The 21,924-nt window shown below is 70.4% G+C and carries 21 protein-coding genes; 16 read left to right on the top strand and 5 right to left on the bottom strand.

Going from position 1 to position 21,924, the window contains the following annotated elements; all coding sequences use genetic code 11:
- Positions 1-227 precede the first annotated feature (227 nt).
- The 4 genes from G515_RS19610 to G515_RS0105160 are packed head-to-tail and all read left to right on the top strand — an operon-like array spanning position 228 to position 4,262.
- Positions 228-2,894: a sensor histidine kinase gene (locus tag G515_RS19610; protein WP_036554342.1), complete on the top strand. Its 2,667-nt coding sequence runs from the start codon at positions 228-230 to the stop codon at positions 2,892-2,894.
- A gap of 25 nt (positions 2,895-2,919) precedes the next feature.
- Entirely contained in the window at positions 2,920-3,318 is a 399-nt protein-coding gene (locus G515_RS0105150) for a roadblock/LC7 domain-containing protein (protein ID WP_028659293.1), read from the top strand.
- Entirely contained in the window at positions 3,315-3,674 is a 360-nt protein-coding gene (locus tag G515_RS0105155) for a DUF742 domain-containing protein (RefSeq protein WP_084653121.1), read from the top strand. The genes G515_RS0105150 and G515_RS0105155 overlap by 4 nt, the downstream gene beginning before the upstream one ends.
- 9 nt (positions 3,675-3,683) lie before the next feature.
- Entirely contained in the window at positions 3,684-4,262 is a 579-nt protein-coding gene (locus G515_RS0105160) for a GTP-binding protein (protein WP_028659295.1), read from the top strand.
- A gap of 54 nt (positions 4,263-4,316) precedes the next feature.
- On the opposite strand, the gene serC is transcribed toward G515_RS0105160, so the two are convergent.
- Complete coding sequence (gene serC / locus G515_RS0105165; RefSeq protein WP_028659296.1) at positions 4,317-5,432, bottom strand: phosphoserine transaminase; 1,116 nt, start codon at positions 5,430-5,432, stop codon at positions 4,317-4,319.
- A gap of 18 nt (positions 5,433-5,450) precedes the next feature.
- Between serC and G515_RS0105170 the strand changes: the two genes are divergently transcribed.
- Entirely contained in the window at positions 5,451-5,957 is a 507-nt protein-coding gene (locus G515_RS0105170; RefSeq protein ID WP_245565216.1) for a GNAT family N-acetyltransferase, read from the top strand.
- Positions 5,958-5,986: 29 nt separating this feature from the next.
- Here G515_RS0105170 and G515_RS0105175 read toward each other — a convergent pair whose 3' ends face one another.
- Entirely contained in the window at positions 5,987-7,219 is a 1,233-nt protein-coding gene (locus G515_RS0105175; RefSeq protein ID WP_211220950.1) for a CaiB/BaiF CoA transferase family protein, read from the bottom strand.
- A gap of 140 nt (positions 7,220-7,359) precedes the next feature.
- Here G515_RS0105175 and G515_RS0105180 point away from each other — a divergent pair, with 140 nt between their 5' ends.
- The 9 genes from G515_RS0105180 (at position 7,360) to G515_RS0105220 (ending at position 15,610) form a co-directional block, all read left to right on the top strand.
- Positions 7,360-8,109: a helix-turn-helix domain-containing protein gene (locus G515_RS0105180; RefSeq protein WP_028659299.1), complete on the top strand. Its 750-nt coding sequence runs from the start codon at positions 7,360-7,362 to the stop codon at positions 8,107-8,109.
- A gap of 126 nt (positions 8,110-8,235) precedes the next feature.
- Entirely contained in the window at positions 8,236-9,324 is a 1,089-nt protein-coding gene (gene dctP / locus G515_RS0105185; RefSeq protein ID WP_084653122.1) for a TRAP transporter substrate-binding protein DctP, read from the top strand.
- The gene (locus G515_RS19615) at positions 9,321-10,043 is read left to right on the top strand and encodes a TRAP transporter small permease (protein WP_051217900.1); all 723 of its coding nucleotides are present in this window, start codon (positions 9,321-9,323) and stop codon (positions 10,041-10,043) included. The genes dctP and G515_RS19615 overlap by 4 nt, the downstream gene beginning before the upstream one ends.
- Positions 10,040-11,317: a TRAP transporter large permease gene (locus G515_RS0105195; protein WP_028659301.1), complete on the top strand. Its 1,278-nt coding sequence runs from the start codon at positions 10,040-10,042 to the stop codon at positions 11,315-11,317. Before G515_RS19615 ends, G515_RS0105195 begins: the two co-directional genes overlap by 4 nt.
- Positions 11,318-11,436: 119 nt before the next feature.
- Positions 11,437-12,555 carry a sensor histidine kinase gene (locus tag G515_RS22515; protein WP_051217901.1) on the top strand — a complete coding sequence of 373 codons (1,119 nt, stop codon included), beginning with the start codon at positions 11,437-11,439 and terminating at the stop codon, positions 12,553-12,555.
- Positions 12,552-13,199 carry a response regulator gene (locus tag G515_RS0105205; RefSeq protein ID WP_028659302.1) on the top strand — a complete coding sequence of 216 codons (648 nt, stop codon included), beginning with the start codon at positions 12,552-12,554 and terminating at the stop codon, positions 13,197-13,199. The genes G515_RS22515 and G515_RS0105205 overlap by 4 nt, the downstream gene beginning before the upstream one ends.
- Before the next feature lie 140 nt (positions 13,200-13,339).
- Positions 13,340-13,798 carry a MarR family winged helix-turn-helix transcriptional regulator gene (locus tag G515_RS22520; RefSeq protein ID WP_051217902.1) on the top strand — a complete coding sequence of 153 codons (459 nt, stop codon included), beginning with the start codon at positions 13,340-13,342 and terminating at the stop codon, positions 13,796-13,798.
- A gap of 129 nt (positions 13,799-13,927) precedes the next feature.
- On the top strand, positions 13,928-14,857 hold the full coding sequence (locus G515_RS19630) for an NADP-dependent oxidoreductase (protein WP_051217903.1): 930 nt from the start codon (positions 13,928-13,930) through the stop codon (positions 14,855-14,857).
- Positions 14,858-15,049: 192 nt separating this feature from the next.
- Positions 15,050-15,610, top strand: a complete 561-nt coding sequence (locus G515_RS0105220) for a YceI family protein (RefSeq protein WP_028659303.1) — start codon at positions 15,050-15,052, stop codon at positions 15,608-15,610.
- 80 nt (positions 15,611-15,690) lie between these two features.
- Here the strand turns inward: G515_RS0105220 and G515_RS19635 are convergent, their stop codons facing one another.
- Entirely contained in the window at positions 15,691-17,262 is a 1,572-nt protein-coding gene (locus tag G515_RS19635; RefSeq protein WP_051217904.1) for an HD domain-containing phosphohydrolase, read from the bottom strand.
- A 254-nt stretch (positions 17,263-17,516) separates the two neighbouring features.
- Here G515_RS19635 and G515_RS19640 point away from each other — a divergent pair, with 254 nt between their 5' ends.
- Both G515_RS19640 and G515_RS0105235 read left to right on the top strand, forming a co-directional pair.
- Positions 17,517-18,629, top strand: a complete 1,113-nt coding sequence (locus G515_RS19640) for an FAD-dependent monooxygenase (RefSeq protein WP_036554540.1) — start codon at positions 17,517-17,519, stop codon at positions 18,627-18,629.
- 8 nt (positions 18,630-18,637) lie between these two features.
- Complete coding sequence (locus G515_RS0105235; RefSeq protein WP_211220952.1) at positions 18,638-19,432, top strand: alpha/beta fold hydrolase; 795 nt, start codon at positions 18,638-18,640, stop codon at positions 19,430-19,432.
- A gap of 198 nt (positions 19,433-19,630) precedes the next feature.
- On the opposite strand, the gene G515_RS0105240 is transcribed toward G515_RS0105235, so the two are convergent.
- Positions 19,631-20,554 (bottom strand): AIM24 family protein, encoded by a 924-nt coding sequence (locus G515_RS0105240; RefSeq protein ID WP_028659305.1) that lies wholly within the window; start codon positions 20,552-20,554, stop codon positions 19,631-19,633.
- 42 nt (positions 20,555-20,596) lie between these two features.
- A complete protein-coding gene (locus G515_RS0105245) occupies positions 20,597-21,700 on the bottom strand; it encodes a citrate synthase 2 (RefSeq protein WP_028659306.1) in 1,104 nt (367 codons plus the stop codon).
- Between the last annotated feature and the right edge of the window lie 224 nt (positions 21,701-21,924).

The following is a 21,924-nucleotide window of genomic DNA, read 5'->3' on the forward strand; positions in this document are numbered from 1 at the left end:
CGGGCAGCCCTGCACTCCCACGCCCCGATCCCGGGTGACCCGCGAGGCCCCGGATCCCCGGTGCCTCCGGACCCGGGGTTGGGTCGTGGCGAGGTTGTGGCCTAGGTTGACACGCCGAAACCGGATGTCGAGCTCGGGTCGGGGGACCGCCTGGCCTCCGGAACAGCTGACCGCGGTGCTCACTCGGGAGCCTGTCGGTCTGTCCGCGCCGAGTCCGGAGGAATCACATGGCCGAGCCATCGACGAGGGACACCTCGCGCCGTCGAGGGCTGCACGGGATCCGTCCGCGCCTGGTCGGCGTGCTGCTGGTGCCGGTGCTCGCCGTCCTCGCGCTCGGCGGGGTCCAGATGCGGGCCGCGCTGACCGACAGCGCCGAGGCGGCGCGCGCGGCCAGCCTGGCCGAGACCCTCCCCGACACCTTCCGCCTCGCGATCGCGATGATCACCGAGCGCGACACGCTCTACGCCGGCGCCCCCGACCCGATGGTGGAGCAGGTCGAGTCCGCCACCGACGGGTACGCCGACACCTGGCGGGCCGAGACGCCCGGCATCGACGCTTCCGAGGACACCGCGCTACGGCAGGACCTCGCCGCGGTGACCGGTTCGCTGGACGACCTCGGCACGATGCGCGAGGACGTGCAGCAGCGGCGTACCGCCGACCGGGCGCGGCTGCAGTACACGGACACGGTCAACACCCTGCTCGGTCTCACCGGGCACCTGCCGGCGCTGGACGACGAGCGGATCTACCAGCAGACCCAAGCGCTGGGCGAGACCCGCACCGCCTCCGAGGCGCTGGGCGCCGAGCGCCTGATCGTGGCGGAGGCCCTCGCGGAGGGCGAGATCTCGCACGAACAGCTGGTCGCGCTCACCCGGGCGCAGGACGCCTGGACGGCTGCCAGCCGGACGTTCTACGAGGAGACCTCGCCCGCGACCCAGGCGGGCTTCGACGAGCTCACCCACGACACCAGCACCGAGGGCGGCATCGGTGCCCCGATGCAGGCCCGGGTGGCGACGATCATCGAGGACGGCGACGTCGACGGGATCGACATGAGTCCCGAGGAGTGGATGTCGCTCTCCGCCGACTTCGTCCAGGAACTCCAGGGCGTCATCATCCGCGCCGCCACCGACCTGGCCTCCGAGGTCACCGCGGCCCGCGACGACGCCCAGCGCACCGCCCTGATCACCGCGGTCACCATCCTCGCCGTCCTACTGGTAGCCCTGACCCTGGCCGCTCTCGCGGCCCGCTCGATCATCGCTCCCTTGCGCCGGCTCCGGCAGGACGCCCTGGAGATCGCGGGGAGGAGCCTCCCCGCGCGGGTGCGCGAACTCGAGGACGCCGAGGGCCCGATGGACACCTCGGTCGCACCGATCGGGGTCGCCCGTCGCGACGAGATCGGCGAGGTCGCCCGAGCCTTCGACGAGGTGCATGCCGAGGCGGTCCGGCTGGCCGGCGAGCAGGCCAGGCTGCGGGCCAACGTCAACGCCATGTTCGTCAACCTCTCCCGGCGCAGCCAGAGCCTGGTCGCCCAGCAGCTGCGCCTGATCGACCAGTTGGAGGCCAACGAGCAGGACCCGGACGAGCTGGCCCACCTGTTCCGCCTGGACCACCTGGCCACCCGGATGCGCCGCAACGACGACAGCCTGATGGTCATCGCGGGTGGCGACACCGGCCAGGGGAGCCGCACCCCGGCGCCCGTGCTCGACGTCCTCCGGGCCGCCTCCGGTGAGATCGAGCAGTTCGCCCGGGTCTCGGTCGACTCGGCCGAGACCGCGTCCTTCCAGGGCCGGGTGGCCGGCGACGTGGTGCACCTGCTCGCCGAGCTGATCGAGAACGCGACGAACTTCTCGCCGCCGCAGACCCCCGTCACCGTCGGCACCACCCGCGACCAGCAGGGCCGGCTGGTGATCGAGGTGCGCGACCAGGGCATCGGCATGTCCGCCGAAGAGCTGGCCGCGGCCAACCTCAAGCTGCAGCGCACCACCGGCCTCGATGCCGACGCCGGCCGGATGATGGGCCTGGTGGTGACCGCGCGTCTCGCCGCCCGACACGGGCTCGCGGTCGACCTGGTCCCGAACGCCCCGACCGGGGTGAGCGCCCGGGTCGTCGTACCGGCCGAGGCGCTGGCGAGCGATCTCGCCCACGACACGGGTTCACTCGAGGACACCAACCTCGCCCTGCGGCCGGTCACCGACCGGGTGCCCGCCAAGGCGCCGATCCCGCCCCCCGCTGCCGCCCCGGTGGCGGCAGGATGGACGGCGCCCGCCCCCGTGGTGCGCTCGGAGCGAGCCCCCGACGACACCGCCGACGTGCCGATCGTGACCGCGCCGATCGTGCCGCCGGCTCCGATCGTGCCGGCCGCGTCCGGCTGGGCGCACGAGGCCACCCACGACCCGCTCTCCGCGCCCCTGGACCCGGTCGGCTCGGCGGCCGCGGGTCCGGGCGACGAGTCGCCGATCTATGCGCGGATGCAGTCCGAGTGGTTCACCCGGCGTACGTCGCTGGAGTCTCGCTACCGCGGCAAGCGGATGCGCGCCGAGGCCGGCGACGCGACGGCCGGCGGTTGGTCCTCACCGGGCGACGAGGGCTGGCGCCGGGCCGCCGAGGTCGGTGCCCGGCAGGATCAGACCCAGCCTGCGGTCACCGCCCACGGGCTGCCTCAGCGGGTGCCGGGGCGCAACCTGGTGCCGGGCGCCGCCGAGGGGCCCGCCCGGCCGGCCGGCACGTCGCGCACCCCCGACGAACGCCGCGCCCGCGGGCTGGCCAGCTTCCAGCGCGGGGTCAGCCAGGCCCGCAGCGCCGACCCGGCGGCCGCACCCGACCCGACCGCCGAGCACGACGCCGAGCACGACGCCGAGCACGACGCCGATCGGGTCGACGAGTGGGCCGATCGGTGATGACACAGCAACGGAGGGACCACGCATGACCACCGCTCCCGCAGGCCTCGACTGGCTCGTCGAGGGCCTCACCCAGCGCACACCGGACATCGCGCACGCGATCCTGGTCTCCGCCGAGGGCCTGCCGATGGCCAGCTCGTCCGGCTTCCCGTCCGACCGGGCCGACCAGCTCTCCGCGATCACCTCCGGGCTCACCAGCCTCACCCAGGGCGCCGCCCGCTGCTTCTCGGCCGGTGCCGTGCAGCAGATGGTGATCGAGATGGACGGCGGCTACCTGGTGGTGATGCAGGTCGGCGAGGGTTCCAGCCTGGCGGCGCTGGCGAGCCCCGAGTGCGACCTGGGCCAGGTGGGCTACCAGATGCAGCTGCTCATCGCGCAGGTCGCGACCGCGCTCACCCCGGCCACCCGCGGACCGGGGCAGTGAGCGAGCCCGAGGACCCGCTGAGCCTGGTCCGGCCCTATGCCCTCACCGGCGGACGGACCAGGCCGAGTACGGCGTACCCGCTCGAAGCGCTGGTGCACACCGACCGCCACGTGCTGGAGGGCCACGTGCGCTCACCGGAGGAGCGCGCCATCGCCGAACTGTGCCGGGAGAGCCGCTCGGTGGCCGAGGTCGCCGCCCTCGCCCAGGTGCCGCTGGGTGTGGCCCGGGTGCTGGTGTCGGACCTGGCCGACCGTGGCGTGGTCCGCGTGCACGAGCCGGCCGGACCGGACTCCGTGTCCGGCGGGCCCGACGAGTCCCTGTTGCACCGCGTCCTGCGCGGCCTGCGGAACCTGTGAGGAGATCCCGTGACTGACAGCAGCCAGGCGACCCAGTCGGCCAAGATCGTGATCGCCGGCGGCTTCGGCGTCGGCAAGACCACCTTCGTGGGCTCGGTCTCCGAGATCGTGCCGCTGACCACCGAGGCCGTGATGACCGCGGCCAGCCTCGGCGTCGACGATCTCAGCGCCGTCCCCGACAAGACCACGACCACCGTGGCGATGGACTTCGGCCGGGTCTCACTGGACTCCGACCTGATCCTCTACCTGTTCGGTACGCCGGGGCAGAACCGCTTCTGGTTCATGTGGGACGACCTCACCAAGGGGGCGATCGGTGCGGTCGTCCTGATCGACACCCGTCGTCTGGCCGACTCCTTCGGGGCGATCGACTACTTCGAGTCGCGGGAGATCCCGTTCGTGGTGGCGCACAACGTCTTCGCCGCCGACCAGGGCTTCACCGCCGATCAGGTCCGCGAGGCACTCGCCCTGCGCGCCGACATCCCCGTGGTCACCTGCGACGCCCGCGACCGTCGTACCACCAAGGCCACCCTGATCACCTTGGTCGAGCACGTACTGCGCCGACTCGCCGAGCCGGCGCCCGCCCGCTGAGCCCACCCGCCCGCTGAGCCATTTGGCGTCGGCGGGTGGGTCAGGGGCGGTCCATCACAGACGCTCGACGAGCCAGTCGATGCAGGCGGTGAGGGCCTCGATGTCGGCGGGGTCGACGGCGGGGTACATGCCGATGCGCAGTTGGTTGCGGCCGAGCTTGCGGTAGGGCTCGGTGTCGACGAGACCATTGGCCCGCAGTGCCGCGGAGAGGGCCGTGGCGTCCACCTCGGGGACGAAGTCGATGGTGCCGATCACCAGGGACCGGTGGGCGGGCTCGGTGACGAAGGGGAACGCGACCGGGGAACGCTCCGCCCAGTCGTAGAGCGTGGCCGAGGAGGCGCTGGTGCGCGCGACCATGGCGGGCAGTCCGCCTTCGCCGTTCATCCAGTCCAACTGCTCGGCCATCAAGAACAGCGAGGCCACGCCGGGGGTGTTGTAGGTCTGGTCGAGCCGGGACTGTTCGATCGCCGTGGGGAGGGAGAAGAACGCCGGGATGTGCCGGTCGCTCGCGCCGATCTCCTCGGCACGGGCGATCGCGGCGGGGGACATGGCGGCCAGCCACAGCCCGCCGTCGGACGCGAAGGACTTCTGGGGGGCGAAGTAGTAGACGTCGGTCTCGGCCAGGTCGACCGGCAGACCGCCCGCCCCGGAGGTCGCGTCGACGAGGACCAACTGGTCCGCGGTCGCCCCCTCCGGCCGCAGGACGGGCGCCATCACGCCGGTGGAGGTCTCGTTGTGCGGCCAGGCGTAGACGTCCACGTCGGCGTCCACGACGGGGGCGGTGCGGGCGCCCGGCTCGCAGGCGATCACCTGCGGCTCCTCGAGCCACGGAGCCAGGGCCGCGGCCGTGGCGAACTTCGCGGAGAACTCGCCGAAGCGCAGGTGCTGGCTCCGGCGACGGATCAGCCCGGCGGTGGCAATGTCCCAGAACGCCGTCGCGCCGCCCAGGCCGAGCACGATCTCGTAGCCGTCGGGGAGGTCGAAGAACCTCGCCAGCCCCTCGCGGACCCGGCGTACCTGGCCCTTGACCGGCGGCTGGCGGTGAGAGGTACCCATCAGTGCGGTGCCGGTGGCCGCGAGGGCGTCCACGTGGGAGACCTGGATCTTGGAGGGACCGGACCCGAAGCGTCCGTCGGCGGGGAGGAGGTCGGTGGGAATCCGCAGGTCCATGCGACGTATTCTCGCAGCGTGCAGTCCACGCCTCTCACCGGTGTCCGTGACGGTGATCTGACCATCCGGCCGGTCGGCTACGACCACCCCGACGCCCACCGACTGATCGGGCTGGTGCAGAAGGAGTACGTCGTGCGGTACGGCGGCCCGGACGAGTCCCCGGTCGAGGTCGCCGAATTCCTACCGCCGGAGGGCAGCTTCTATGTCGGGTACGCCGACGGCGAGGCCGTCGCGACCGGTGCCTGGCGTCGCAGCGGCGTGGACCGGCTCGGCACCACCCGCACCGCCGAGATCAAGCGGATGTACGTCGTCCCGGCGGCCCAGCGACGAGGCCACGCGCGCCGGATGCTGGCCGCGGTCGAAGACGGTGTCCGTGCGGCCGGCTTCGAGGCGGTCGTGCTCGAGACCGGCGTCCGCCAGCCCGAAGCCATCGCGCTCTATCTATCCTCCGGGTACGAAGCGATCCCCGGCTTCGGGCACTACGCCGGCGAGCCGCTCTCCCGCTGCTTCGGCAAGCGGCTGTGAGTCCGCGTCACGCCCGCTCACGCGGCTGACTACGCACCCGCCGCGCAGATCTCCTCGATCGAGTCCTGGTCCAGGCCGACCTCCTGGAGCACGGCTCTGGTGTGCTCTCCCAGTCCGGGCGCCGGTGCCGGTGGCAACGGCGGTGCGCCGAGGCTGAGCGGTGAGCGAGCCAGACGTACCGGCCCGACCCCCGGCTGGTCGAGGGTTTGGAAGTAGTCGGTGGCGCGCAGGTGGGGGTCCGAGAAGAGATCCTCCACGGAGTTGACTGGTCCATGAGGGATGTCCGCCTCGGCCAGTGCCTCCAGCCACTCCGAGGTGCTCCGGGTGCGGATCTCATCAGAGAGCAGTTCGTAGAGTTGGTCGATGTTCTCGGTCCTCGCACCGAGGTCGACGAAGCGCGGGTCGGCGGCCAGTTCGGGTCGGCCGATCAGGTCGAAGAATCGAAGCCAGTGCCTGTCCGTATAGATCATCACGGCCAAGTGACCATCGGTGGTCTCGTAAGGGCGTCGATGTGCTGAGTCGGTGCGCACGTAGCCGGTCGGACCGCTGGGCGGGTCGGTGACCCAGCCGCCTTGGCGGTCCAGAAGGGTGAAGGAGGCCATCCCTTCGAACATCGGGATCTCTACCGGGCGGCCGACTCCGCTGACCTCGCGGGCGCGCAGCGCGGCGCAGGCCGCTGCGGCGCCGTAGATCCCCATCACCTTGTCGGCGGCGGCAGAGCGCCAGTACGCCGGGGCGGAGCCGCCGACTGCCTCCGCCGCCGCGATGCCGCTGGCCGCCTGGATGACGTCGTCGTAGGCGGGGAGGTCGGCGTACGGACCGCCGGCGCCGTACCCTCGAAACGCGCAGTGGACCAACCGAGGGTTGAGCGGCGAAAGCGCCTCCCAGGTGATGCCGAGCCTGGCAGCGGCCGAGGGACGAACGTTGTGCATCAACAGGTCGGCGTCGCGTACCAGCGCGTGTAGGGCCCGCCTACCGCTGTCGGACTTGAGGTCCAGGGCGGCCGACCGCTTGCCGCGGTTGGCGTTGACGAAGACCGGCCCCAGGCCGCGCCCGGTGGCGTCCGCAACTTTGCGCACCTGATCCCCGTCGGGTGTCTCGACCTTGATCACATCGGCGCCCCACTCGGCCAGTATCTGGGCGGCGTAAGGACCCATGAAGACGGTGCTCAGGTCCAGCACCCGGATACCGGTGAGTGGTAGCTGGGGCGCAGGCGCGCTCAGGCCGTCCTGGGGATCGCGCGGAAGCATGGGAGTGGACATGGCCGCCTTACGAGAATCAAGATGGGGTTACGTAATTACGTAGCACGCTACGATGCCTATCGACTCGGGTCAATGGCAGGCGGGTGTCGCGGCCTTCCGTCATGATGTGCGGGTCGGTCCCGATGCGCGAAGGAGTGGTGATGGCCGAGATCGAACGTCCGTCGCGCGTGCGCCAGAGACATCGCATGGTCGATCGGGTGGCGGCGATCCTCGAGCTGGTCGCCCGCTCCGATGGACTGTCCCTGACCGCGATCGCTCGACACCTGGATGCGCCGGTGTCCTCGGTGCAGGGATTGGTGGACGGGCTGGTGGCGGCCGGCTACCTCGACGAGCGAGCTCGCGAGTACCGGCTCGGTGTCGCGCCGTACTTCATCAACTTGCTCGCCGGTCGCGGGGTGGTCAACCGGATCGTCCATCAGGATCTGGTAGAGCTCCATGCCGAGACAGGGAGTACCACCGCTGTTCTCGCGGTCGCGGTCGGGCCCGATGTGATCTACATCGATCACTGCTCGACCGATCCACGGACCGCCTACCTTGCCGAGCGCTTCTTTCGTCGCTCACTGATCCGGACCTCGACCGGGTGGGTGCTGCTCGCCGACTGGGAGAAGCGCGACCTGTGGGCGTATCTCGACACGCTCGGTGATGAGGACGAACATCGGGTCGCGGAGTTCCTCTCCAGCCTGGACGGGATTCGTGAAACGGGCACTGTGGTCCTTCCTGGGACAGCGGAGGACACGGAGGTCGACGGCATCTCGGTCGCGGTTCGCGAGCGTGGTCGAGTGGTCGCGGCGGTGGGGGTGGTCGGTCCGAGTGTGGAGATCGCACCGAGGTCTGCCTCGATCGTGGAGTCGCTGCAACGGCATTCGAAGGGCTGGCATCAGCGCGGCTGAAGTGGCGGCTCGGGCCGTCGAGGGAGATGGTGAGTGATCGTTGACACATCCTCCCGGGTCTGGGTACGTTGCCGCGTCGTTACGTAATTACGTAGCCGCACACGTATTCGGGGCGAGGAGCGGTGGATGGACAGGCATATACGTCAGCGCGTGCTGGCCGGAGGCACGGTTGGTGTATTGATCGCCGCCGTCCTCGGCGGGTGTGGGGGACCGCAGGCAGAGCAGGAGGCTCACGGCGCAACCGTGCTGCGGATCGGGGACAGCTTCCCCGCCACCCATCCGATCGGAGTCGGGGGTGTGACGCCGTTCCTCGAATACCTGGATGAGCACGGGCCGGAGGCAGGGCTCGAGGTGGAGTACTTCGCCAACGGACAGGTGGGCGACCAATCTGACATGCCAGCCCTGCTGCGCAAGCGGGTGGTCGACATGGCGCCGGTCTCGCCGGCGTACGTCGGCACCGAGCTCCCTCTCTCCAACGTAGGCGATCTCCCCGGGCTCGTACCGGACGCCTGCACCGGCGCGGATGCGGTGCTGGCCTCGATGCAGGAGGGGACAACCCTGTTCGAGGAAGAACTCGCGCCGCACGGGATCCGCCCACTGTGGGTCGCCCTAGTGCCTGATTACGAACTGCTCGGGACCAACAAGCCCGTGCTGACCCCGGAGCAGGCCGCAGGCCGGCTCCTGCGTTCCACGGGCGGCGTCGCCGACCGGGTGGTCGACGAGGTCGGCGCCGCCGGGGTGTCGATGCCGCTGGGTGAGCTCTTCGAGGCACTGTCGCGAGGGACGGTGGACGGCACCGTGGCCAGCCCGGTGAGCATCGCGTCGTACAAGCTCGGCGAGGTACTGGACTTCGCCACTGACGGTGCCCGGCTGGGCTCTTTCACGGTGACCTTCTCCATCAGCGAGACCACCTGGGACACGCTCACCGAGGAGCAGCGGGAGATTCTCCTCGCGGCCTCCCGGACGGCCCAGGAGGGCGTGTGTCGCGAGATGGTCGAAAGCGGTGAGACGGCCGTCCAGGAGATGCGTGACCAGGGCGTCGAGCTGATCGAGATCGGCGCCGCCGAGCGCGCACAGTGGGATGCCATTGCCGAACCTGTCCGTGAGGGCTGGGCTGAGGACCTGGAATCGATCGGTCGGCCGGGACGTCAGGTCCTGACCGAGTTCGAGCAGGAACTCGAGAAGGCAAAGCGCGAGCGAGGGAGTGCATCGTGACGGCGTACCGTGACCGTGCCGATCACCTGTCGACGCTGGTGCGTGTCGATGGCATGGGGGAGGCCGCCGAGGAGACTCTCACGGGTTTTCGCACCCTGGACCATCCGGGTCTCGATCGGATCCAGAACACCATCTCGGGTCTCTGCGCCGGTTTGGCGGGAGCTGCGCTGCTCGGCATCGTCGGACTGACCGTCGCAGAAGTAGTGGTGAGAGCGGCCTTCGACCGACCCCTCGGCTGGAACGTGGGTCTGGTCGAGCAGTACCTGATGACCGCAATGGCGTTCTTCGGAATGGTGACCGCGTACCGGTCCAGCGCGCATATCGCGGTTGCGACTTTGTTCGAGCGGATGTCTGGCCGCGCGCGCAAGCTCGTCATGGTGCTGGGCCAGCTCGTCATTCTCTTCGCGCTCGGATGGCTGCTGGTGGCCGGCGCCGACGCTGCGATCTTCTCCTTCCGGACCGGCGAGCAGCCCGCACCCGGCACGGCCGAGCTGCCGCTGCCGACCTGGTGGTGGAAGGCGATCATGCCGGTGGCAGCCGGGCTCGGGATGACCCTGGTCGTCATCGATCTCTGCCGCGAGCTCGTGGGCCCGTGGGATCGCCCCGCTACCGACTACGCAGCAAGTGACGTCGACCGCGAGATCTCGCACGCCGGCACCGCCCTCGGTGGGAGACCCGCCGCACCTGATGCCGAACTTGATGCGGAGGATGCTCGATGATCGCGTTGCTCTTCACCGTGTTGCTGCTGGCGCTCATCATGCTGCGAGTGCCGGTCTCTTTCGCGGTCCTGTCCACCGGAATCCTCGGGCTTCTCTACCTCGGCACCGCAACACAGACGATCGGCGTACTCGAGACGGCACCGCCCAGTGCGGTGATGAGCTACACCCTGTCGGCGGCACCGTTGTTCATCTTCATGGCTCAGCTCATCCTGCTCTCCGGCCTAGTGGACAGCCTGTTCGACGCTGCACGGGCGTTGATGGGTCGGGTGCGGTGCGGCACCGCGGTCGCATCGGTCGCTGCGGGAACGGCGTTCGCCGCCGTGTCCGGATCGAGCACCGCGTCGGCGGCCACGCTCGCCTCGACCTCGACCGCCCAGCTCATCGACGACGGCTATGAGCCTCGGACGGCAGGCGGCCTGATCGCGGTGGTCGGGACCCTGGCCGCGATGATCCCGCCGAGTGTGATCCTGGTCTTCTACGCGATCACCGCCGAAGTGAGCGTGGGCGACACCATCGTGGCTGCGGTCTTTCCGGGGCTGCTGGTCGCGCTCGTGTTGGTCGGCACCCTCTACCTGGTGGTCGGGTTGCGCCCCCATGCCGCGCCGCGCGGTGCTGCGGCCTCCTGGCAGGACAAGGGGCTGGCCGTGGTGGCCGCGCTGCCGATCCTGGTGCTGTTCGCGGCCGTGGTGGGGAGTATCTACACCGGACTGGCGACAGCCACGGAGGCAGCCGGCATCGGCTGTGTGGCGGCGTTCCTCCTGGCGCTCGCCCGCGGTCGGGTCACCTGGATGGGGGTCAAGGTCGCCGTGGTCGAGACGGTGAAGACCAGCGCGATGATCTTCGCGATCATCATCGGTGCGGAGGTCTTCGGTCACTTCCTCACCGAGACTCGGGTCACTGAGGGGCTGGTCGAGTGGATCGGTCGGATGTCTTTGCCTGCGTTCGTGATCATGCTGTTCATCGGGGCGATCTACGTCGTGCTCGGGTTCTTCATGGATCAGATCGCGATCATCGCGCTCACGGTTCCGATCACGCTGCCGATGGTCACTGAGTTGGGCTATGACCCGATCTGGTTCGGCATCTTCATCGTGCTGCTTGCCGAGGTCGGGATGGTGACCCCGCCAATGGGGCTCAACGTTTTCGTGGTCGCCCGGGTGACTCGACGGCCGGCCGGGGAGATCTTCCGGGGCGCGCTGCCCTTCGCGGTGGCGATCGTTGCCCTGGGCGTGGTGCTTCTGGCCTTCCCTGACCTGGTGCTGTGGAGTCTCGGGTGACCTCAGTCGTGGGAGCACGCGACATCGTTCGAAGGTGGCCCCGGCGTACGCGATCCTGCGTACGCCGGAGCTGCGATTCGCCGTACGCGGCGGGGGTGCGGCTCGCCTAGCTTCGGGCCATGGATCTCTCGACCTGGTTCTCCCGCCGCTGGTGGCTGCTCCTGTTCCTGCTCGGTGTCGCCGGTGCGACTCTCGTCAGCAACCCGGGTGATCCGGTGGCGGTGGGCCTGGGAATCGCGGCCGGGCTCGTCGTCGTGGCGGTCGACCGATGGCTGGTGGCGCTGGCGGTCAACGGCGTCCTGATCGGTGTCTACTGCGTCGTGGGCGGCGAGAACGGCCCGGTCTTCTTCACCATCGTCGCCGCGGTGTTCCTGGCCGCGCTGCGGACCGAGGTGCGCCGCTGGCTGCCTGTCCTCCTGGTGTCATCGGTCGCGGTGTGGGCCGGCCTGCTGGTCCGCGGGCTCCGCTTCGAGGTCTCCGGCGACGGGGCCTGGCAGAGCTTCGGGATCGGTGCCCTGGTGGCCGCGGCCGCGGCGGTGGGGACGGCCACCAGGCTGCGACGTGGCGCCGAGCGGGACCGGCGGGGCCGGGCCGCCGCGGACGAGAAGCTGCGGATGGCCCAGGAGTTGCACGACGGTGTCGGACACGGACTCGCCGTGATCGCGATGCAGGCCGGCGCCGCCCTGCACGTCCTCGAGACGGATCCCGCCCGCGCCCGGGAGAGTCTGGAGGCGATCCGCCAGACCAGCCGGGAGTCGCTGGCCGCCCTGCGCGCGGAGCTCGCGGCCATGTCCGGGGGACCGATCGGGGAGCCTGCACCGCGGCGACCGGAGGCCGGCATCGCCGAGCTTCCGGTGCTGCTGGACCGGGTACGCGCGGCAGGGTTGCCGGTCTCGGTGTCGGGGTCGCCGGACCTGGTGCCCGAGCACCTCGGCGGGGTCGTGCATGCGGTGGTCCAGGAGTCGCTCACCAACGTGTTGCGCCACGCCCGGGCCCGCCGCGTGCGGGTCGGCTTCGAGTGGCAGGCACCGGCCACGCTGGTGGTCACCGTCGCCGACGACGGTCCGGAGGCGAGCGCGGTCACCAGGCCTGGCATGGGCATCGCCGGGATGCGGGCCCGCGTCGAGTCGGTCGGGGGAACGCTCAGCGCGGGACCTGCGGGGGAGGGGTTCCAGGTGCGCGCCGAGTTGCCGGTGGCGACTACGGACCGGCCGGAGGTGCAGGATGGGGCGGTGTGATCCGAGTAGCGCTGGTGGACGACCAGCCCCTGGTACGGATGGGGCTGGCCACCCTCGTCGCCGCGGAGGCCGACCTCGACCTGGTCGGTGAGGCCGGCGACGGTCGTGCGGCGCTCGCGCTGCTGCGCCGTACCCGCCCGGACGTGGTGCTGTGCGACATCCGGATGCCGGTGCGGGACGGGCTCGAACTTCTCGCCGACGTCGGGGCCGAGGAGGCATTGGCCGGCGTACGGGTGGTGATGCTGACGACCTTCGAACTGGACGAGTACGTCTTCGAGGCGCTGCGTCTCGGTGCCTCTGGCTTCCTGCTCAAGGACGCCGAACCAGCCGCACTGATCGACGCGATCCGGGTCGTGGCGGCCGGCGGCTCGCTGCTGGCCCCGTCGGTGACCCGTACCGTGATCGAGCATTTCGGGGCCGCCCGCGCCACCCGGCATCACCCCCGACTGGTCGACCTCACCGAGCGGGAGCGTGAGATCCTCGGGTGGGTCGCCACCGGCCGCTCGAACGCCGAGATCGCCGCGGTGCTCGTGGTCAGTCCCGACACGGTCCGCACCCACGTGAGCCGGGCGATGGTGAAGCTGGGCGCCCGCGACCGGGCGCAGTTGGTGGTGTGGGCGATCGAGTCCGGGCTGACCCACTGATCCTCGCTACCCGGACACCCGATCACAGGCCCGGGCGCGCGGTTGTGCAGGTCGGCGAACGGGGCAGAGGTGGCGCCGACTTGGGGCTTATCTGTAACTACAGATATAGTGGAGTCACTGCTCGCCCCTTGGAGGATGGAATGTCGGCATCGTTGAGCCCGCGCCAGGAGATCTGGCGAGGCCTCCTGCTCGGCCAGCGCTCGATGCTGACCGGCTTGGCGAGCGAGCTCAAGAAGGACTACGGCCTCACTGTCGCCGCCTATGAGGCACTGCTGTCGCTGTGGGAGGCGCCCGAGCACACCCTGCAGGCCACCCAGTTGGCGCACTCGTTGGTCTACAGCTCGGGTTCGGCATCCAATCTGATCGGGCGGTTGGTCCAGGCCGGCCATGTCGTCCGCCGGGCGGGGGCCCACGACGCGCGCATCGTCGAGGTCTCGCTGACTCCACGGGGACGCGATCTGGTCGAGCGCGCGACCAAGGCGCACCGGGCGAGCATCGCCCGGGAGTTCGAGCCCCTGGTCGCGGATGCCGAGATCGCCACTCTGCTGGCGTTCGCTCGCCGCCTCGCCGAGCGCGAAGGCGTCACCGCGGCCCCCTGAGCGCGGATCCGGGCTGAGGCGCCGGCGCTCGCCACCGCTCGATCCATCGCGTCCTGCAGTCCGGGGCGACCTCGATAAATATCTGTAAATACAGACAGAAGTGCCGCTGTCGGACCGAAAGGAACCACCATGACCAACCCCGGCCGCATCGCCGTCGTACGCCGTTTCGGCGCACCGGAGGTGATCTCGATCGAGACCCACCCCGTCGCGCCGCTGCGATCCGGCGAGATCCGGGTCGCGGTCCGGACCGGCGGGCTGAACCCGGTCGACGCCCGCCTCCGCTCCGGCACCTTCGGCGGCAGCGTTCCGATGGCGCTCGGCACCGAGTTCGCCGGTGTGGTCCTCGAGTCGGCCGACGCGCGGTGGGTGCCTGGTGCCGAGGTGATCGGCTGGGGCGTCCAGGGCGCCGACGCCGACCTGGTCACCACCGACGCCACCCGGCTGCACCCCAAGCCCGCCGAGCTGGACTGGGCGCTCGCCGGCGGCATCGGCGGGGTCGGCTCGACCGCGGTCACCGCCCTTGACACGATCTCGGCAGCTCCGGGCGACGTGATCGTGGTGCACGGGGCGGCCGGAGGGGTCGGGACCGTGCTGGTCCAACTGGCGGCAGCCCGGGGCCTGGTCGTGATCGGCACCGCCGGTCCGGCCAACCAGGAGCACCTGGTCCGGCTGGGTGCCGCGGCGGTCGAGTACGGGTCCGGCCTGAGCGAGCGGGTCACTGCTGTCGCGCAGGGCAGGCCGATCGCTGCCTCGATCGACCTCGCCGGGTCGGCCGAGGCCGGCGACCTGGCCACCGCTGTTCTCGCAGCAGGAGGACAGGCGATCACCCTGGTGCCCGAGACCATGGCGGGTCACGGGATCCGCCTGGTCCGTGTCCAGCGCAGCAGCGCCACCATGGCTGTGCTCCTGGACGCCATCGCCGCCGGGACGCTCACCCTTCCTGTCGAGTCGCTTCCGTTCACCGAGATCGTCGAGGCCCACCGACGCCTCGACGCCAAGCACGCCCGCGGAAAGCTCGTCCTCGATCTCTCCGACAACCCCCACCTGCCCGTTCTTTGAGCAGCACCGCAAGGAAGCTCGGCATGACCTCACTCGCGCTCATCGGTCATCCCTGCCGCCCCGGAACCGCGGTCGGCGGGGAGCACTGAGCCGACCACGGCTACCGCCCTCGACTCCCACGATCGCGGCTGAGTACGCGATCACCCAGCACCCCTCACCAACAACCCGCAACACGAGAGGAACCACCACCCCATGACCACCATGACTCAGAACACCGCCGCCGAGATCGTCGCCGGCACCTGGACCATCGACCCCACCCACTCCGAGGTCGGCTTCACCGTCCGTCACCTGATGACGAAGGTCCGCGGACACTTCGAGGCATTCGAGGGCACGCTCACCACCGGTGAGGAGGTCGCCGACACCCGCGCCGAGGCGACCATCGAGACCGCCTCGATCACCACTCGCGCCGACCAGCGCGACGCCCACCTGCGCTCGGCCGATTTCTTCGACGTCGAGAACCACCCGCAGATGAGCTTCCGCACGGTCTCCTTCGACGGGACCACCGCGACCGGCGAGCTGACCATCCGGGGGATCACGCGCCCCGTCCACCTCGAGGTCGAGTTCCTCGGCCGCGGGAACGACCCGTGGGGCGGCGACCGTCTCGGCTTGGCCGCGACCGGCGAGATCAGCCGCAAGGACTTCGGCCTCGACTTCAACATCCCGCTCGAAGGCGGCAGCGTCGTGATCGGTGACAAGGTCGGCCTCCAGATCAGCGTCCAGGCCGTTCTCGCAGGGCAGCCCGACCAGGCGTGATCGGCGGCGTCGGGTCAGTTGGTGAACCACCTCCAGGACCTCCGATCGCCGAGGATCCGTGTCGCTGGCACGGCGTTCTCCTACCCTGACTCGGCTTCGTGCCCGGGCCCTTCGTTGTCGGAAACACGGATCGGACCGGCGAGCCCGTGCTCGATGGTGAACATCGCGGCCGCGGCGCGACTGCTTACCCCGATCCGCGCATAGACGTCGCTCACGTGCCGGTCGACCGTCCGCGGCGACAGGCACAGGCGACTCGCGATCTCGCGATTCGAAAGTCCGCGGGCGACGAGCCGCAGGACATCGAGCTGTCTCGCTGTCAGGCCGGCGGCGCCGCTGGGGCGGTGCCGGCGCGACCCAGCGGCGGTCGCGACAACCGCGGCGACGGCGTCAGCGTCCAGCCGGCCGGCGCGGACGTCGGCGTCCAGCCGCTGCCGTGCCCGGGCGGCGGGCAACCCCGAACGATGCGGCCGGTCCTCGACCAGCGTGCAGTATCGATCCGCCGCCGCCAGCACGCGCGCACCTATGGTGAGCCGGTCCGCGCGCAGCCCGCGGTGGTAGCCGCTGCCGTCACATCGCTCGTGGTGCGCAGCGGCCAGTTCCGCTACGTGCGCCAGTTCGGGGGTGCGTGCCAGGACCCGCTCGGTGTAGTAGGTGTGTAGCCGAGCCTCGTCTTCCTCGGCGGCCGTCCACGGGCGGGTGAGATTCCAGATCCGGCTGCTGATCGCAACCCGTCCCACGTCGTGCAGGTGCCCGGCGACGCGAATCTCCGCTGCCTCGACGAGGCCGAGCGCCTCCGCCGCCGCACCCGCGAGGTTTCCGACTCCGGAGGAGTGCCCGTGCAGCCACGGGCTCTTGAGATCAACGAGGTCCCCGAATACCCGGGCGACCTCGAGCAGGTCAATGTCGTCCACCCAGACCACCGGATCGGGCTCGACGTCGAGGGCTGCCCGGAGGGGGTCCTCCGTGTCCAGGCCGGCCAGCAGCTCGGAGGATCTGTTGACGAACACCGCTGCGAGCTCGGGGTCGAGCTCACCCCCGGCGCGTCGGCGTACCTGCTCCACTGCGGCCCGGTCGCCACCCACCCCTCGGAACAGCATTGCCGTCCCCGCGACGTGCATGACCCGAGCTGGGAAAGGGATCTGTTCCCCTCCGGTGCGTGGGAACCCCTTGCCATTCCACATCGCGGCCATGTGTCCGAGCGAGTCCTGCGCGACGGTGTCCAGGCCCAGCCGCCGGCCGGCCTCCTGAGCCACCTCGCAGGTTGCACGTGGCGCGGCGCGAAGCATGCCGCGCATCGACCCGGCCATCGTGAGTGCCACGCGGGCCGGCGAGCGTCCCGTGCTCGAGGCGACCGTCGGGAGGAACGTCCGGAGAACGTCGGACGTCGAGCCCGCGTCCGTCATCAAGACGGCATGCGTCGTGGCGATGTCGTCGCCCCAGATCCCGGCAGCCTCGTAGGAGTACGCCGTGCAGCCGATGTGCTCGAGCAAGGAGACCAGCACGACGTTCCGGACCATCGCATCGTCGGCCATGACGACCCGAGCCAGCCGACCGGCCACGACGCATCGGCGCAGGGACTCGTCGTGCTGACCCCCGGTCCCGAGATCGGTAGCGCCGGCGAGTCCGGCCAGCAGACCCAGCAGCCGGATCACACCTTCAGGGTGCCGCCACGAGTGCGATTCCGCCAGAGCCGGAGCCGCGTAGGCACTGCGCCTGCGAACGCGCGCATGGGTAGTTCTGCACATGCGGCGACGTCTGGGACGGACCACGCTGAGATGGATGGGAGATGAGAGGAGCAGGGCGATGAGCACGAGCTGGGGAGTCCCGATCCGCGACGCGACGTCCTTGAGCACGACTGCGGAGCGGGCTCCGGTCAGCCTCCGCCGAGCGAGCGGTGCTGGTGACCATGCGCGGTGACGGTGTACACGTACTGGTGGTCGGTGCGGGGATCGCCGGGCTCGCGTCCGCACGCACCCTGCACGAGTGGGGAGCCACGGTTGAGGTCATCGATCGACAGCCGGCCCCTCCGCTCGGCGGCACCGGGATCTTCCTCCCCGGGAACTCGGTGCGTGCCCTGGGCCTTCTCGGGATTGGCAGCGAGGTAGCCCGCCGGGCCATCGGCATCGATCGGCAACAGACCCTCGACCACCGAGGCCGCACCTTGTTCGAGATCGAGACCGACAGTTTGTGGCACGGCGTAGCGCCGTGTCTGGCCCTGCACAGGGCCGATCTGCACAGGGTGCTCCTGACAGGTCTTGGTGACATCTCTGTGCGCTGGGCCGCGAGCCCCGAGGCCGTGACGTTCGACGACGCCGGCGTCACCGTCACCGTGGACGGGACTCCGAGCCGGTATGATCTCGTGCTCGGGGCGGACGGAGTTCACTCCACGGTCCGGCACCTCACCTTCGGGCCCGGCGCGGTCCAGAAGGTCGGCCAATGGGCCCGACGCTTCGTCGTCAAGCACGACGTCGAACCGGCGACCTGGTCGGTGCGTCTCGGACGTGGGTCGGCGTTCCTCACGATCCCGATCGGAGAAGACCAGGTCTATTGCTATGTCGATGGTCCGCTCAACGATCACCGCTCCTTGCGCGACCTGCTCGCCGGCTACGCCGATCCGGTGCCGAGTCTGCTCGACGCGCTCGACGCTCACAACGACACGGCGGCGGCCATGCAGACGGGCGACATCGAGGAGGTCATCGTCGGCTCCTGGGTGCGGGACACGGTGCTGCTGATCGGTGACGCTGCACACGCGACCTCACCGAACATGGCCCAAGGCGCCGGCTTGGCGATCGAGGACGCCGCAGTCCTGGCCGAGACCCTCGATTCGGCCACGGATCTCGGCGCGGCACTGACCATGTTCGAGCGGCGCCGTCGACCGCGCACCGATTGGGTTCGCGAGCAGACCCATCGGCGCGACCGCGCCAGGGAGCTGCCTCCCGCCCTGCGTAACGCCCTGCTGAGGTGGTTCGGTGCCCGGATCCAGCGCGCCAACAACCGACAGCTGCGTGAACAACCATGACACAGCACGTGGAGGTCGGCGGGCTGCGTATCGCCTTCGAGCGCACCGGAACCGGACCGGCAGTGGTGCTGGCCCACGGCTTCGTCGGCGACGCCCGCGCGACCTGGGGACGCCAGATCGAGGCGCTTTCCGAGGAGTTCACGGTGGTCGCCTGGGACGCACCCGGTGCAGGTGGGTCGTCCGACCCACCTGAGGAGTTCGGAATGGACTCGTACGCCGATTGCCTCGCCGAGTTCATCCGGGCGCTGCGCATCGAACGAGCCCATCTGGTCGGGCTCTCCTTCGGCGCGGCCTTGGCGCTCGCGATGTTCCATCGGCACCGTGGGCTCGCATTGTCGCTCGTCCTGGTGAACGGCTACGCCGGTTGGGTCGGCTCGCTCGGCCGGGACGAGGCAGATCAGAGGTTGGCGCGATCGCTGGAGGCCTCGCGGTTGAGTCCCCACGAGTTCGTTGCCGTCATGGGTCCGTCGATGTTCTCGCCGTCGGCCGACAGCGAACTCGTGGCTCAGTTTCTCGACAGCGTCCGTGCGTTCCATCCGAGCGGCTTCCGGGCCATGGCGCGCGCCAGCCACTCCGACCAGCGTCACGTGCTGGCGGAGGTCGACGTCCCGACCCTGCTGCTCTGCTCAGACCACGATGTCCGCGCGCCGATGTCACTCGGCCTGGCGATGCACGCCGCAACACCAGGGTCGGCAATCGTCGTCCTCACCGGGCCTGGCCACGCCAGCCCGGTGGAGGCGCCGGACGACGTGACCCGCGAGGTGCGCCGCTTCCTGCGCCGGGCTGCGCCGCACTCCGCCTGACACCAGCAGCGGGCCCAGCTCCGAACGGCAGAGGATCCAGCACCATCGCGATGCGCAGAATCGTGGCAAGTGGAGCGTGTCCCGCACGGGGAGATCCGCTGCGGGACGGGCAGCTCGCGCGGTGACGTCTACGGAGAGGGTTCGGCATTGCGTCGGCGGAGCCGACCTTCGTCGAAGCTCACCGTACGATCCCGGCGCTCAATGGGTGTGCGGAGGTACGGCGCCGCTCTCGGCGGGCTGCACGATGACGAAGCCGTGCCCCTGGAACGCCACCTGCATGGCCTCGCCCGAGCCGCGCCCGATCAGCGCTCCGGCCGACATCGTGGACCGGATCGAGGTCTGCAGGTCGACCGACCACGCGACCAGGGCGTCGGTGTCGGTGAAGGTCGGAGCCTCCGCGGTGTTGAGCACCACCGGGTCGCCGTTGGTGGTGATCGCCACCCACCCGGAGCCGCGCAGGGTGGTGTTGAACAGGCCGCCCGCGGCCATGCTGCCGCCCTTGACCCGCTCGACGTTCCAGTCCAGGCTCGCGGAGAAGGCCAGGATCGAGTCGCTGTTGATCGAGATCCCGCTGCTGGTCAGGTGGAGCAGGTGCACCTTCTTGGCCGCGTCGGCGAGGAAGACGTCACCGCGGCCCTCGACGCGCATCAGGGAGAGTCCCTCCCCGGTCAGGGCCTTCTTCAAGAACCTGGCGGTGCCCGATCCCTGATACTGGAACTGGATGCCGCCCTGGTAGGCGACCATCGCGCCCTGCTTGGCCATGAAGGGCTCGGCCACCCGCACGCGCAGCAATCGGTCGTTCTGCCGCATCGGGCCGGGCCGGTCGCTCGCCGACTCGGTGTAGCGGCCGTCGACCAGATCGCCGCTGACCCCGGGGATCACCCCCGCTGCGGCCGCACTCCCGGCCTGCGGTGCCGCGTGGTGGTCCTCCCGGGGCGGGCCGTGGTGCGCGGCCGGCATGCTCGAGGGCGGCGGCTCGGGGGCCGGGGCGGGTGCGGGCACGGGCAGTGGGTCGGTGGTCTGGACGCCGGCGTCGGCGACGTACTCGGTCCACTGGCCGCCGTCCCAGTAGCGGAACTCGTGCTTGCCGGAGGGATCGGGTTGCCAGTTGGCTTCGGTCATCGGGCTCTTTCATCGGGGTGTGCGGAGACGGGAGGAGTCGGCTCAGTCGGCCCAGGCAGGATCCCAGCCCTCGACGGACTCCGCCGGCCGCGCGGCCGGCCCGGTGTAGATCGCCGAGGGACGGATCAGCCGGCCGGTCCGCTTCTGCTCCAAGATATGGGCCGACCAGCCGCCGGTGCGGGCACAGGTGAACATCGAGGTGAACATGTGGGCGGGCACCTGGGCGAAGTCGAGCACGATCGCCGCCCAGAACTCGACGTTCGTCTCCAGCACCCGGTCGGGCCGGCGCTCGCGCAGCTCGGCCAGTGCGGCCGCCTCGAGGGCCTCGGCCACCTGGTAGCGGGGGGCGCCGAGCTCCTTGGCGGTACGGCGCAGCACCCGGGCGCGGGGATCCTCGGCGCGGTAGACCCGGTGCCCGAACCCCATCAGTCGTTCGCCGGAGTCGAGCAGCGCCTTCACATAGGCCCGGGCGTCACCGGCCCGCTCGACCTCCTCGATCATGCCGAGCACCCGTGAGGGTGCCCCGCCGTGCAGCGGGCCGGACATGGCGCCGATCGCGCCGGAGAAGGCGGCGGCGACGTCGGCGCCGGTGGAGGTGATCACCCGGGCGGTGAAGGTCGAGGCGTTCATGCCGTGCTCGGCGGCCGAGGACCAGTAGGCGTCGATGGCGTGCGCGTGCTTCGGGTCCGCCTCGCCGCGCCAGCGGATGAGGAACTTCTCCGCCAGGGTGTGGCCCTTGTCGACCTCGGACTGCGGCACCACCGGCTGATGGAGGCCGCGAGCGGACTGCCCGGCGTAGGAGAGCACCATCACGGCCACCCGGGCGAGGTCGGCGCGGGCCTGCTCGTCGCTGATGTCGTAGGTCTGGCGGAACCCGAAGGCCGGTGCCAGCATCGGGATCGCGGCCTGGACGTCGACCCGCACGTCACCGGTGTGCACCGGCAGGTTGTAGGCCTCGGCCGGCGGCAGACCGGGGGAGTAGGTGCCATCGATGAGCAGACCCCAGACCTTCTCGAACGGGACCCGGCCGACGATGTCCTCGATGTCGACGCCGCGGTAGCGCAGCGCCGACCCCTCCTTGTCGGGCTCGGCGATCTGGGTCTCGAACGCGATGACGCCCTCAAGCCCGTGGTGTACCTCGGTCATGGCAGCTCCTTCGCTGTGCTCCGGTGTCGTGATTGTGCCCCAGATACCCGACGGGCGGCCATGCCCTACGGTCTGACCATGTCCGACGAGCAGGCCCCAGAACCGACCCCGGTGCAGACCTCAGAACAGACCCCACAAGAGTCCCCAGCGAAGGCGCCGGAGAATCCCACGGAGCGGGCGGCGGCTCAGTCGGCGGAACAGGCGCGACGGGAGGAGTCGGACGC

The sequence above is a fragment of the Nocardioides insulae DSM 17944 genome (assembly GCF_000422825.1).
In the GTDB taxonomy this organism is placed as follows: Bacteria; Actinomycetota; Actinomycetes; order Propionibacteriales; family Nocardioidaceae; genus Nocardioides; species Nocardioides insulae.

Bases quoted from the DNA above. Each gene is read 5' to 3' on its own strand.
- G515_RS19610 (WP_036554342.1), top strand. From the start codon at position 228: ATGGCCGAGCCATCGACGAGGGACACCTCGCGCCGTCGAGGGCTGCAC.
- G515_RS0105150 (WP_028659293.1), top strand. From the start codon at position 2,920: ATGACCACCGCTCCCGCAGGCCTCGACTGGCTCGTCGAGGGCCTCACC.
- serC (WP_028659296.1), bottom strand. From the start codon at position 5,432: ATGGACCTGCGGATTCCCACCGACCTCCTCCCCGCCGACGGACGCTTC.
- G515_RS0105175 (WP_211220950.1), bottom strand. From the start codon at position 7,219: ATGTCCACTCCCATGCTTCCGCGCGATCCCCAGGACGGCCTGAGCGCG.
- G515_RS0105180 (WP_028659299.1), top strand. From the start codon at position 7,360: ATGGCCGAGATCGAACGTCCGTCGCGCGTGCGCCAGAGACATCGCATG.
- dctP (WP_084653122.1), top strand. From the start codon at position 8,236: ATGGACAGGCATATACGTCAGCGCGTGCTGGCCGGAGGCACGGTTGGT.
- G515_RS0105195 (WP_028659301.1), top strand. From the start codon at position 10,040: ATGATCGCGTTGCTCTTCACCGTGTTGCTGCTGGCGCTCATCATGCTG.
- G515_RS22515 (WP_051217901.1), top strand. From the start codon at position 11,437: ATGGATCTCTCGACCTGGTTCTCCCGCCGCTGGTGGCTGCTCCTGTTC.
- G515_RS22520 (WP_051217902.1), top strand. From the start codon at position 13,340: ATGTCGGCATCGTTGAGCCCGCGCCAGGAGATCTGGCGAGGCCTCCTG.
- G515_RS19630 (WP_051217903.1), top strand. From the start codon at position 13,928: ATGACCAACCCCGGCCGCATCGCCGTCGTACGCCGTTTCGGCGCACCG.
- G515_RS0105220 (WP_028659303.1), top strand. From the start codon at position 15,050: ATGACCACCATGACTCAGAACACCGCCGCCGAGATCGTCGCCGGCACC.
- G515_RS19640 (WP_036554540.1), top strand. From the start codon at position 17,517: ATGCGCGGTGACGGTGTACACGTACTGGTGGTCGGTGCGGGGATCGCC.
- G515_RS0105240 (WP_028659305.1), bottom strand. From the start codon at position 20,554: ATGACCGAAGCCAACTGGCAACCCGATCCCTCCGGCAAGCACGAGTTC.
- G515_RS0105245 (WP_028659306.1), bottom strand. From the start codon at position 21,700: ATGACCGAGGTACACCACGGGCTTGAGGGCGTCATCGCGTTCGAGACC.